9 protein-coding genes are annotated in these 12,803 nt (G+C 72.2%); 5 read left to right on the forward strand and 4 right to left on the reverse strand.

Going from position 1 to position 12,803, the window contains the following annotated elements:
- Window positions 1-9: 9 nt before the first annotated feature.
- The 4 genes from acnA to NQU55_RS18805 all read right to left on the reverse strand — a co-directional run bounded on the left by acnA (window position 10) and on the right by NQU55_RS18805 (window position 5,322).
- Window positions 10-2,724: an aconitate hydratase AcnA gene (acnA, locus tag NQU55_RS18790; protein ID WP_168092121.1), complete on the reverse strand. Its 2,715-nt coding sequence runs from the start codon at window positions 2,722-2,724 to the stop codon at window positions 10-12.
- A 218-nt stretch (window positions 2,725-2,942) separates the two neighbouring features.
- Window positions 2,943-3,839 carry an alpha/beta fold hydrolase gene (locus NQU55_RS18795; protein ID WP_168092122.1) on the reverse strand — a complete coding sequence of 299 codons (897 nt, stop codon included), beginning with the start codon at window positions 3,837-3,839 and terminating at the stop codon, window positions 2,943-2,945.
- Between the two features lie 129 nt (window positions 3,840-3,968).
- Window positions 3,969-4,331, reverse strand: a complete 363-nt coding sequence (locus tag NQU55_RS18800) for a GntR family transcriptional regulator (protein ID WP_168092123.1) — start codon at window positions 4,329-4,331, stop codon at window positions 3,969-3,971.
- 1 nt (window position 4,332) lies between these two features.
- Complete coding sequence (locus NQU55_RS18805; RefSeq protein WP_168092124.1) at window positions 4,333-5,322, reverse strand: hypothetical protein; 990 nt, start codon at window positions 5,320-5,322, stop codon at window positions 4,333-4,335.
- 103 nt (window positions 5,323-5,425) lie between these two features.
- Between NQU55_RS18805 and NQU55_RS18810 the strand changes: the two genes are divergently transcribed.
- From NQU55_RS18810 to NQU55_RS18830, 5 genes are all read left to right on the forward strand, one after another.
- Window positions 5,426-6,955: a helix-turn-helix domain-containing protein gene (locus NQU55_RS18810; RefSeq protein ID WP_058042297.1), complete on the forward strand. Its 1,530-nt coding sequence runs from the start codon at window positions 5,426-5,428 to the stop codon at window positions 6,953-6,955.
- Between the two features lie 124 nt (window positions 6,956-7,079).
- Window positions 7,080-8,411 (forward strand): arginine deiminase, encoded by a 1,332-nt coding sequence (locus NQU55_RS18815; RefSeq protein WP_240976242.1) that lies wholly within the window; start codon window positions 7,080-7,082, stop codon window positions 8,409-8,411.
- Window positions 8,412-8,499: 88 nt separating this feature from the next.
- Window positions 8,500-9,501, forward strand: a complete 1,002-nt coding sequence (gene argF, locus NQU55_RS18820; RefSeq protein ID WP_168092125.1) for an ornithine carbamoyltransferase — start codon at window positions 8,500-8,502, stop codon at window positions 9,499-9,501.
- 172 nt (window positions 9,502-9,673) lie between these two features.
- Window positions 9,674-10,501: an enoyl-CoA hydratase family protein gene (locus NQU55_RS18825; RefSeq protein ID WP_168092126.1), complete on the forward strand. Its 828-nt coding sequence runs from the start codon at window positions 9,674-9,676 to the stop codon at window positions 10,499-10,501.
- Window positions 10,498-12,750: a bifunctional salicylyl-CoA 5-hydroxylase/oxidoreductase gene (locus NQU55_RS18830; protein ID WP_168092127.1), complete on the forward strand. Its 2,253-nt coding sequence runs from the start codon at window positions 10,498-10,500 to the stop codon at window positions 12,748-12,750. Before NQU55_RS18825 ends, NQU55_RS18830 begins: the two co-directional genes overlap by 4 nt.
- The last annotated feature ends 53 nt before the right edge of the window (window positions 12,751-12,803 follow it).

Consider the following 12,803-nt stretch of genomic DNA (forward strand, 5'->3'; position numbering starts at 1 on the left):
CGGAACCGCTTACTTGCGGATCAGCGAGCGCAGCACGTACTGCATGATGCCGCCGTTGCGGTAGTAGTCGGCCTCACCGGGGGTGTCGATGCGGACGACCGCGTCGAACTCCACGCCCGTGTCGGTGGTGACCTTGACCGTGCGGGGCGTGCGGCCCTCGTTGAGCTCGGTCACACCGGTGAAGGTGAAGGACTCCTCGCCGGTCAGGCCCAGCGACTCGGCCGAGGCACCCTCGGGGAACTGCAGCGGCAGGACGCCCATGCCGATGAGGTTCGAGCGGTGGATGCGCTCGTAGGACTCGGCGATGACGGCCTTGACGCCCAGGAGCGCGGTGCCCTTGGCGGCCCAGTCGCGGGACGAGCCGGAGCCGTACTCCTTGCCGGCCAGGACGACCAGCGGGATGCCCTGCTCGATGTAGTTGCGCGAGGCGTCGTAGATGAAGGAGACGGGGGCGTCGTCCTTCGTGAAGTCGCGGGTGAAGCCGCCCTCGGTGCCCGGCGCGATCTGGTTGCGCAGGCGGATGTTGGCGAACGTGCCGCGGATCATGACCTCGTGGTTGCCGCGGCGCGAGCCGTAGCTGTTGAAGTCACGACGCTCGACACCGTGCTCGGTGAGGTACTTGCCGGCCGGGGTGTCGGCCTTGATGGCACCGGCCGGGGAGATGTGGTCGGTGGTGACCGAGTCGCCGAGCTTGGCGAGGACGCGGGCGCCCTCGATGTCGGTGACCGGGGTGGTCTCCATCGTCATGCCCTCGAAGTACGGGGGCTTGCGGACGTAGGTGGACTCGGTGTCCCACTCGAAGGTGTTGCCGGTCGGGATCGGCAGCGCCTGCCACTGGGCGTCGCCCGCGAAGACGTCGCTGTAGGACTTGTTGAACATGTCCTCGCCGATGGCGTGGGCCACGACGTCGTTGACCTCGGCCTCGGTCGGCCAGATGTCCTTGAGGTAGACCGGGTTGCCGTCCTGGTCGGCGCCCAGGGCGTCCTTGGTGATGTCCACCTTCATGGAGCCCGCGATGGCGTACGCGACGACCAGCGGCGGGGAGGCCAGGTAGTTCATCTTGACGTCGGGGTTGATGCGGCCCTCGAAGTTGCGGTTGCCCGACAGGACGGACGTGACCGCGAGGTCGTGCTCGTTGACCGCCTTGGAGACCTCCTCCGGCAGCGGGCCGGAGTTGCCGATGCAGGTGGTGCAGCCGTAGCCGACGAGGTTGAAGCCGACCTTGTCGAGGTAGGGGGTCAGGCCCGCCTTGTCGAAGTAGTCGGTGACGACCTTGGAGCCCGGGGCGAGGGTGGTCTTGACCCACGGCTTGCGGGTCAGGCCCTTCTCGACCGCCTTCTTGGCCACGAGCGCCGCGGCGACCATGACGTAGGGGTTCGAGGTGTTGGTGCAGGAGGTGATCGCGGCGACGGTGACGGCGCCGTGGTCGATCTCGTACGTCGTGCCGTCGGGGGCCGTGACCGTGGTCGGGCGGCTGGGCACGCCGTTCGAGGCGGCCGGGGCGTCGGAGGCCGGGAAGGACTCCTCGCCCGCCTCGTCGGCGGTGGAGACGTAGTTGAGGACGTCACGCTCGAACTGGGCCTTGGCCTCGGCGAGGACGATGCGGTCCTGCGGGCGCTTCGGGCCGGCGATCGACGGGACGACCGTCGACAGGTCCAGCTCCAGCTTCTCGGAGAAGTCCGGCTCGGCGGCCGGGTCCAGCCACAGGCCCTGCTCCTTGGCGTACGCCTCGACGAGCGCGACCTGCTGCTCGGAGCGGCCGGTGAGCTTGAGGTAGTTCAGGGTCTCGCCGTCGATCGGGAACATCGCGGCGGTGGAGCCGAACTCCGGCGACATGTTGCCGATGGTGGCACGGTTGGCCAGCGAGGTGGCGGCGACGCCCTCGCCGTAGAACTCGACGAACTTGCCGACGACGCCGTGCTTGCGCAGCATCTCGGTGATCGTGAGGACGAGGTCGGTGGCGGTGGTGCCGGCCGGGAGCTCACCGGTCAGCTTGAAGCCGACGACGCGCGGGATGAGCATGGAGACCGGCTGGCCGAGCATCGCGGCCTCGGCCTCGATGCCGCCGACGCCCCAGCCCAGCACGCCGAGGCCGTTGACCATCGTGGTGTGCGAGTCGGTGCCGACCAGGGTGTCGGGGTAGGCCTGGCCGTTACGGACCATGACCGTACGGGCCAGGTGCTCGATGTTCACCTGGTGGACGATGCCGGTGCCCGGGGGGACGACCTTGAAGTCGTCGAAGGCGGTCTGGCCCCAGCGCAGGAACTGGTAGCGCTCCTTGTTGCGGCCGTACTCCAGCTCGACGTTCTGGCCGAAGGCGTCCTTCGTGCCGAACTTGTCGGCGATGACGGAGTGGTCGATGACCAGCTCGGCCGGGGAGAGCGGGTTGACCTTCGCCGGGTCGCCGCCGAGCTCCTTGACGGCCTCACGCATGGTGGCGAGGTCGACGACGCAGGGGACGCCGGTGAAGTCCTGCATGATCACGCGGGCCGGCGTGAACTGGATCTCCTGGCTGGGCTGGGCCTGCGAGTCCCAGTTGCCCAGCGCACGGATGTGGTCGGCGGTGATGTTCGCGCCGTCCTCCGTGCGGAGCAGGTTCTCCAGCAGCACCTTCAGGCTGTAGGGAAGGCGCGCGGAGCCCTCGACCTTGTCCAGCCGGAAGATCTCGTACGACTCGTCGCCCACCTGCAGCGTGCTGCGGGCGTCGAAGCTGTTCGCCGACACGACAGTCTCCTTCATGCATGAATTCGCGTACTGCGGCCATCCTGCCGCCCCACGGTCCCGCCGATCCGATAAGGTGTGCCTTAGTTAGGCATGCCTTACTGGCGCGACAGCGGTACGCCTCTCGGCAGATATCTCGATGTCGAGATAACTCTAATACATCGCCGGGGAACGGTCATGTCCTGGCGGGCCCCTGCGCCCCTCGCCCGGTGCCCGTCCCCTCAGGCGTGCCCGCCCGGCGCGGCCTCCACCTCGCGCCAGAACTCCGGCACGCGGCTGTTCAGCGCCTTCACCGGAATGCCGTGCCCGGCGCCGGGCACGATCTCCGCCCGCACGTCCGGGATCAGGCGGTCCGCCCGCTCCCGGGCACGCTTCGAGTCCATGGCCCGGTCCGCTCCGCCGAGCAGGATCAGGGCGGGGGCGGTCACGGAGCGCAGTTCCTCGTCGCTCATGCGCGGCGGCGGCAGCAGGCGCACGCGGAAGCCTCGCATGGCCTCCAGCGACAGGTGCGTCTGCGCCTCGGCCTCCTCGGGGTCCGCACCCGTGTCGCCGATGAGCGCGGTGAACCAGCGGCGCTGGAACTTCTCCGAACCGCTCACCATCGAGGCGACGGCGCCCAGGACGAAGCCCGCCCGCAGCGGGGCCAGGGCGCGGGGCGGATCGTAGACGGCGACCGAGGCCACGCGGGCGGGCTTGCGGGCCGCGTGATTGAGGGCCACCCAGCCGCCGTACGAGTGACCGACCAGGTGCGCCCGCTCCAGGCCGAGGCCCGCAAGGACCTCTTCCAGCCAGATCGCGGTCTCCTCCGCGGTGGTGATGGGGGCGCTCTGCGTGCTGTACCCCGGCTCGCCGACCCGGTCGACGGCCAGCACGGGGCGGCCCTCGCCGAGCGCGGCCACGTGCGGCGCCCATTCGGCCGGGGTCGCGCTCTGGCCGTGCAGCAGGACGACCGGCGTGCCCGGGCCGCCGCCGTAGGTGTGGACGCGGGTGCTCCCGAAGGACGTCGCGACGTCCTGCTGACCCCGCGGCTCCGGCCAGAAGGCCATGGCCGCGTCGTAGGCGCCGAGTATCCGCGCCCGCGCGGCGTCGTCGGCGAAGGAACTGACCTGGGTGCCCATGAGGCGACCTCCCCCTGCGGCGGCACCCCCGGCCGCCACGTCTTCGATCATGACAGGGGGTGGATCGCGGGCTGCGGGTGGGGGATCCCTCCGCGGGCGCGCGGGCGCAGGCCGCGCGCCCGGCCGGGCCTACCGCGCCGCCAGACCGCCCCGCACGGCGTCGACGATCTCCTCGTCCGTCAGGCCCAGGGCGCGGGCGTCGGCGACGAGGGTGCGGACGATGTCGCTCAGGCGGGCGCGGCCGGGGGCGGCGGGGTCGGCCGTGACGACCGCGCCGCGGCCGCGCCGGAGTTCGATGAGGCCCTCCTCGCGCAGCTGCTGGTAGCCGCGCAGGACGGTGTGGACGTTGACGCCGAGGGAGTCGGCGAGGGCGCGGGCGGCGGGGAGGCGTTCGCCCGGGCGTACGACGGCGTCGGCTATGGCGCCGCGCACGGAGGCGGCGATCTGGTCGCCGAGGGGCACCGGGGAGCCGTGGTCGAGGCGGAAGAGCATGTCAGCCGCCGCCGTTCGCCGTGCGGGCGCGCTCGGCCAGGGCGTTGAGGAGCGCGGCGGCGGTGGCGGCGTCGTCGACGGTGACGACGAATTCGCTGCCGGTCGTCAGGCGGGCCACCACGGCGTCGCCGGAGCGCAGGGCGAAGCCGCTGCGGCCGGGGACGGCGCGGTAGCCCCAGCCGCCGAGGTCGCGCAGCGGGTCGACGTCGCGGTGGACGGCCTCCGCTATCCGGTCGAGCGGGATGCGGACGCGGGGGCGGGGCAGGCCGAGCACGTTGACGGTGAGCCCGTGCCGGTCGACGGTGACGCGGACGCCGAAGCAGGCGCACAGCACGGCCCCGCCGGCCATCAGGCCGGCGCCCGCGGCCCAGCCGGCGAGCGGGACGAGGACGGCTCCGGCCGCCGCGAGGGCCCCGCCGCCGATGAGCAGGGGGCGCGAGCCCGCGCTCCGGGTCCAGATCGCGCTCTCGCCCTCGCGGAGGCCGAGGCGGGGCACGGCGGCGGCAGGGCCGGCGGCCGCCCGCGCCGGGGCCGTTGCCGGGGCGCCGCGCCCTGCGGCGAGGGCGCCCAGGCCCGCGGCCACGGCGGCGACGGCCGCGGCCGCGCCGAACGTCCCCAGGGTGAAGTGCACCTGATCCGCCGTCTCCGCGCGGGCGTTGCCCAGGACGACGGAGACGGTGACGGCGCACAGGAAGCCCGCGACGCCGCAGCCGAGGGCGACGAGCCCCCGCGCGCCGCGCGCCGCGTGGACGAGCCCGCCGAAGAGCAGCGCCGTCACGAGCAGGAGGCCCAGCGCCTGGTAGGGGAAGGAGCCGAGCGCGGTGAAGCCGTCGGCGCCGCCGGAGCCCGAGAAGTGCGTGGCGACGGGGTCGGGCAGGTCGCCGCTCCGCTCCAGAAAGACCGTCAGGAAGGCGGCGCAGGCCAGCAGATGGGCGGCGGTCACGACGAGGGGCGCACGAACGCCGCTCACCGGGCGCGGGGTCACAGTCATGGCACCTCCGGGGCACCTCCGAGTTGTACGCATCGTAATAGAACAACCAATGGCCAGAACCGCCATGCGGATGAAATCTCATATGTGAGATAACGTTTAGGCCATGACAGACGCATACCTCGCCCGCATCGGCAAGCTGATCCGCGATGCCCGTCAGCACCGAGGCTGGACCCAGTCCCAGCTCGCGGAGGCCCTCGGCACCAGCCAGAGCGCCGTGAACCGCATTGAGCGAGGAAATCAGAACATCAGCCTTGATATGATCGCCAGGATCGGTGAGGCGCTGGACAGCGAAATCGTCTCCCTCGGTTACGCGGGGCCCATGCATCTCAGGGTGGTCGGCGGGCGCCGGCTCTCCGGTTCCATCGACGTCAAGACCAGCAAGAACGCGTGTGTCGCCCTGCTCTGCGCCACCCTGCTCAACGCCGGCCGCACGACCCTGCGCCGGGTCGCCCGGATCGAGGAGGTCTACCGGATCCTGGAGGTGCTGGGCAGCATCGGCGTCCGCACCCGCTGGATCAACGACGGCAACGACCTGGAGATCGTGCCGCCCGCCGAGCTCAACCTGGCCGCCATGGACACCGAGGCCGCCCGCCGGACGCGCAGCGTCATCATGTTCCTGGGCCCGCTGCTGCACCGCATGGACCACTTCAAGATTCCGTACGCGGGCGGCTGCGACCTGGGCACCCGCACCGTTCAGCCGCACATGACGGCCCTGCGTCACTTCGGCCTGGAGGTCACCGCGACCGACGGCACGTACCACGCACAGGTCGACCGTTCGGTCGCACCCACCCGGGCGATTGTGCTGACCGAGCGCGGGGACACCGTCACCGAGAACGCCCTCCTGGCGGCCGCCCGGCACGACGGCGTGACCGTCATCCGGAACGCCAGCTCGAACTACATGGTCCAGGACCTGTGCTTCTTCCTGGAGGAGCTCGGCGTGCGCGTCGAGGGCATCGGCACGACCACCCTCACCGTGCACGGCGTCGCCACCATCGACCGCGACGTGGACTACGCCCCGTCCGAGGACCCGGTGGAGGCCATGAGCCTGCTGGCCGCCGCGGTCGTCACCGAGTCCGAACTGACCATCCGGCGCGTACCGGTGGAGTTCCTGGAGATCGAGCTCGCGGTCCTGGAGGAGATGGGCCTCGACCACGAGCGCAGCCCCGAGTACCCGGCGAACAACGGCCGCACGCGCCTGCTGGACCTGACCGTGCGCCCCTCCAAGCTCCGGGCCCCGATCGACAAGATTCACCCCATGCCGTTCCCGGGCCTCAACATCGACAACGTGCCCTTCTTCGCGGCCATCGCCGCGGCCGCCCAGGGCCAGACCCTCATCCACGACTGGGTCTACGACAACCGCGCCATCTACCTCACCGACCTCAACCGCCTCGGCGCGGACGTCAAGCTCCTCGACCCGCACCGCGTCCTCGTCGAGGGCCCCACCCGCTGGCGCTCGGCGGAAATGATGTGCCCGCCGGCCCTGCGCCCCGCCGTGGTCGTCCTGCTGGCCATGATGGCCGCGGAGGGCACGTCGGTCCTGCGCAACGTCTATGTCATCAACCGCGGTTACGAGGACCTGGCGGAACGCCTCAACTCGATCGGCGCCCAGATCGAGATCTTCCGCGACATCTGAGCCCGAGGCCCCCTTCCCCGTCCCCCATCCCATCCCCACCCGTCGCAGGCCGCGGCGAACCGCCGGTGGACGTTTCGCCGTGGTGAACCGGGTCATCGCGAGTGATCCGGGACAGGATGGGGGGATGGGATTCCATGTCGATTCCGAGGCCGGGCGGCTGCGCCGCGTCATACTGCACCGCCCCGGCCTGGAGCTGAAGCGGCTCACGCCCTCCAACAAGGACGCTCTCCTCTTCGACGACGTGCTCTGGGTGCGGCGGGCCCGCGCCGAGCACGACGGCTTCGCGGACGTGCTGCGCGAGCGCGGGGTCGAGGTGCACTTCTTCCAGGACCTGCTGGAGGAGAGCCTGACGGTGCCGGAGGCCCGGGCCATGGTGCTGGACCGGGTCTTCGACGAGAAGGAGTACGGACCGCTGGCCACCGGCCACCTGCGGGCCGCGTTCGAGCGGCTGCCGGCGGCGGACCTGGGCGAGTGGCTGGTCGGCGGGATGACCAAGCGCGAGTTCCTGGAGCGCTGGAGCGAGCCGGTCTCGGTGCGCTTCCACGCCATGGAGCTGGACGACTTCCTGATCAACCCGCTGCCCAACCACCTGTTCACCCGGGACACCTCCGCCTGGGTCTACGACGGGGTGTGCGTCAACGCGATGCGCTGGCCCGCGCGTTGGCACGAGACCGTGCACTACGAGGCCCTCTACCGCTACCACCCGCTCTTCTCGGGCGGCGGCTTCCACGTCTGGTCCGAGGGCCAGGCCGCATACCCGTCCACGATCGAGGGCGGCGACGTGCTCGTCATCGGCGAGGGCGCCGTGCTGATCGGGATGAGCGAGCGGACCACCCCGCAGGCGGTGGAGATGCTCGCCCACCGGCTCTTCGCAGCCGGCTCGGCCCGCACGATCGTGGCGCTGGACATGCCCAAGCGGCGCGCGTTCATGCACCTGGACACCGTGATGACCATGGTGGACGGGGACACCTTCACCCAGTACGCCGGGCTGGGGACGCTCCGCTCGTACACGATCGAGCCGGGTGCGGGCGAGCGCGAGCTGAAGGTCACCGACCATCCGCCGGAGCACATGCACCGGGCGATCGCCGCGGCCCTCGGCCTGGACTCGGTGCGGGTGCTGACCGCGACGCAGGACGTGCACGCGGCGGAGCGGGAGCAGTGGGACGACGGCTGCAACGTGCTGGCCATCGAGCCGGGCGTGGTGGTGGCCTACGAGCGCAACGTGACGACCAACACCCACCTGCGCAAGAACGGCATCGAAGTGATCACCATTCCGGGCAGCGAGCTGGGCCGGGGGCGGGGCGGGCCGCGCTGCATGAGCTGCCCGATCGAGCGGGACCCGGTGGGCGGGCACCCGGCCGGGCAACCCGCCGGACCGCCCGTCCCGGGCATCGCTCCGGGCCCCGTCGCACCGCCCTCCGCCGGCTCCGCCCCGGGTGGTCCTTCGCACACTTGATTGCATAGCAATGCGGAAGCATGTATAGAATTCCATCTTTCCGCAGTCGTGAGCCCCGCGAGCCAGACCCAGCTAGGAGTCCATCCCCATGACGACAGACCTCAAGGGCCGTCACTTCCTCAAGGAGACGGACTTCACCGCCGAGGAGTTCCACAGCCTCGTCGAGCTCGCGGCCGAGCTCAAGGCCGCACGGCAGACCGGCGTCGAGGAGCAGCGCCTCCTCGGCCGGCACATCGCCCTGGTCTTCGAGAAGACCTCGACGCGCACCCGCTGCGCCTTCGAGGTCGCGGCGGGCGACCAGGGGGCCCGCACGACCTACCTCGACCCGGCGGGCTCCCAGATCGGGCACAAGGAGTCGGTCAAGGACACCGCGCGCGTGCTCGGCCGGATGTTCGACGCCATCGAGTACCGGGGCCACGGCCAGGACGTCGTGGAGGAGCTGGCCGCGCACGCCGGGGTGCCCGTCTACAACGGTCTGACGGACGAGTGGCACCCCACCCAGATGCTCGCCGACGTCCTCACCATGTCCGAGCACACCGCCAAGTCCCTGGACCACGTCGCCTTCGCCTACCTCGGCGACGCCCGGTACAACATGGGCAACTCCTACCTCATCACGGGCGCGCTCCTCGGCATGGACGTGCGCATTGTGGCCCCGGAGGAGCTGTGGCCCGACGCGGACGTCATCGCGGCGGCGCGGCGGCTCGCCGAGACGAGCGGGGCTCGGATCAGCCTCACCCCGGACGTCGCCGAGGGCGTGAAGGGCGCGGACTTCGTCGCCACCGACGTGTGGGTGTCGATGGGCGAGCCCAAGGAGGTGTGGGACGCCCGCATCGCCCTGCTCGCGCCGTACGCCGTCACCATGGACGTGCTGCGCGCGACGGGCAATCCGGCGGTGAAGTTCCTGCACTGCCTGCCCGCGTTCCACGACCTGGAGACCTCGGTCGCCCGCGAGATCCACGAGCGGCACGGGCTGACCTCCCTGGAGGTCACCGACGAGGTCTTCGAGTCGCAGCACTCCGTGGTCTTCGACCAGGCCGAGAACCGGATGCACACGATCAAGGCGGTGCTGGTGGCGACGCTCGCCGGCTGACGGCCCGCTCGCCCCGGGCGGTCGGCCGCCGGCTGCCGGCCACCGGCCGCCGACCGCCGACCGCCCGGAGCAACTCCCCTTCTATCGCGCACTCGTGACGACAGTCACGCACCGGTGATAACTTCACAGCGCAGGCACGCACCAGCCCCCCGGCTGAAGGAGGCCGCGCTCCATGACTCCGTTCACCGGCTCCGCGTCCCGTACCGAGGAGTGGCGGCACCTGCGCCTGACCCTCGACGCGGGCGTCGCGACCGTCACCCTCGCCCGCCCCGAAAAGCTCAACGCCCTCACCTTCGGCGCCTACGCCGACCTGCGCGACCTCCTGCCCGAGCTGGCCCGCGACGGCTCCGTGCGCGCCCTCGTGCTCGGCGGCGAGGGCCGCGGCTTCTGCTCCGGCGGCGACGTCGACGAGATCATCGGCGCGACGCTGGCCATGGACACCGGGCAGCTCCTGGACTTCAACCGCATGACCGGGCAGACCGTACGGGCCCTGCGCGAGTGCCCCTTCCCGGTCGTCGCCGCCGTGCACGGGGTCGCCGCGGGCGCCGGGGCCGTCCTCGCGCTCGCCGCCGACTTCCGCGTCGCCGACCCGACCGCCCGCTTCGCGTTCCTCTTCACACGGGTCGGGCTCTCCGGCGGCGACATGGGCGCCGCCTACCTGCTCCCCCGCGTCGTCGGCCTCGGGCACGCCACGCGGCTGCTGATGCTGGGCGAGCCCGTGCGCGCCGCCGAGGCCGAACGCATCGGCCTGATCAGTCAGCTGACCGGCGAAGGAGGGGCCGGGGAGGCGGCGCAGGCCCTCGCCCGCCGTCTCGCCGACGGGCCCGCCCTCGCCCACGCCCAGACCAAGGCCCTGCTCACCGCCGAGCTCGACATGCCGCTGGCGGCCGCCGTCGAACTCGACGCCGCCACCCAGGCCCTGCTCATGAACAGCGCCGACTACGCCGAGTTCCACGCCGCCTTCACCGAGAAGCGGCCCCCGAAGTGGCGGGGGCGATGACGGCCGCCGCGCGGGTCGCCGTCATCGGCGGCGGGCCGGGCGGCCTCTACGCCGCGGCCCTGCTCAAACGCCTCGCCCCGGAGCGCGAGGTCACCCTCTGGGAACGCAACGCCCCCGACGACACCTTCGGCTTCGGCGTCGTCCTCTCCGACGAGACGCTCGGCGGCATCGAGAGCGCCGACCCGGAGGTCTACGCCGCCCTGCGCCGCGAGTTCGTCCGCTGGGACGACGTCGACGTCGTCCACCGCGGCACCGCGCTGCGCTCCGGGGGTCACGGCTTCGCCGCCCTCGGCCGCCGCCGGCTCCTGGAGATCCTCCACGATCGCTGCCACGGGCTCGGCGTCCGGCTCCGCTTCCGCACGGAGGCGCCGCCCGCCGGCGAGCTCGCCCGCACCCACGACCTCGTCATCGCCGCCGACGGCGTCCACAGCCGCACCCGCGAGACCCACGCGGACCTCTTCCGGCCCGCCCTCACCACCCACCGCTGCCGCTACATCTGGCTCTCCGCCGACTTCGCGTTCGACGCCTTCCGCTTCGAGATCGCCGAGACCGAGCACGGCCTGATGCAGCTCCACGGCTACCCGTACCGGCACGACGCCAGCACCGTGGTCGTCGAGATGCGCGAGGAGGTCTGGCGCCGCGCGGGCCTCGACCGCGCCGACGAGGACGCCACGCTGGAAGCCTGCGGCAAGTACTTCGCCGACGCCCTCGGCGGCCGCCCCCTGCGCTCCAACCGCTCCGCCTGGACCGCTTTCCGCACCGTCGTCAACGAACACTGGCACCACGGCCGTACGGTCCTCCTCGGCGACGCCGCCCACACCGCCCACTTCTCCATCGGCTCCGGCACCAAGCTCGCCGTCGAGGACGCCCTCGCCCTCGCGCAGGCCCTGGAGCGGCACCCGGACGTCCCCGCGGCGCTGGCCGCCTACGAGGACGAGCGGCGCCCGGCCGTCGCCTCCACCCAGCGCGCCGCCCGCGCCAGCCTGGAGTGGTTCGAGGACCTCGCCGTGCACGTGGACCAGCCCCCGCGCCGCTTCGCCTTCAACCTCCTCACCCGCAGCCGCCGCGTCACCCACGCCAACCTGCGCCTGCGCGACGCGGACTTCGTCGCCTCCGTGGAGGACGAGGCCGGCGTCCCGCCCGGCACGCCCCCCATGTTCACGCCCTTCCGGCTGCGCGGCCTGACCCTGCGCAACCGCGTCGTCGTCTCCCCCATGGACATGTACTCCGCGGCCGGCGGCACCCCCGGCGACTTCCACCTCGTCCACCTCGGCGCGCGCGCCCTCGGCGGGGCCGGGCTCGTCATGGCCGAGATGGTCTGCGTGAGCGAACAGGGCCGGATCACGCCCGGCTGCTCGGGGATGTACACCCCGGAGCACGAGCGGGCGTGGCGCCGCATCACCGGCTTCGTGCACGACCGGGCGCCCGGTACGGCGATCGGCCTCCAGCTGGGGCACGCGGGCCGCAAGGGCTCCACGCGCCGCATGTGGGAGGGCATCGACCAGCCGCTCCCGGAGGGGAACTGGCCGCTGGTCGCCCCGTCGGCGCTGCCGTACCGGGCCGGCGTCAACCAGACCCCGCACGCCCTGTCGGTCGCCGGAATGGAGGCCGTGCGCGATCAGTTCGTACGGTCCGCGGAGGCCGCCGCCCGCGCCGGGTTCGACCTCCTCGAACTCCACTGCGCCCACGGCTACCTGCTGTCCGGCTTCCTCTCCCCCCTGACCAACCACCGCGACGACGCCTACGGGGGCGACCTCGCCGGGCGGCTGCGCTACCCCCTGGAGGTCTTCGACGCCGTCCGGGCCGTCTGGCCCGCCGACCGGCCCATGACCGTACGCATCTCCGCCACCGACTGGGCCGACGGCGGCACCACCGCGCAGGACGCCGTCGCCGTCGCGCGCGCCTTCGCCGCCCACGGGGCCGACGCGCTCGACGTCTCCACCGGCCAGGTCGTCGCCGACGAGCGGCCCGCCTTCGGCCGCTCGTACCAGACGCCCTTCGCCGACCGCATCCGCCACGAGGCGGGCGTCCCCGTGATCGCGGTCGGCGCGATCTCCTCCTGGGACGACGTCAACTCCCTGATCCTGGCGGGCCGCGCCGACCTGTGCGCCCTCGGCCGGCCTCACCTGTACGACCCGCACTGGACGCTGCACGCGGCGGCCGAACAGGAGTACGCGGGGCCGGGGGTGCGGTGGCCGGAGCCGTACCGGGCGGGAAGCAGGAGGCCGCCGACGGGCCGCGGCGCCTGACTCGTGTCCGGCACGTATTGCGCCCGGGCTCAGGAGAAATAGAGCCGTCCGGC

This window comes from Streptomyces telluris (assembly GCF_024519335.1).
GTDB lineage: Bacteria > Actinomycetota > Actinomycetes > Streptomycetales > Streptomycetaceae > Streptomyces > Streptomyces telluris.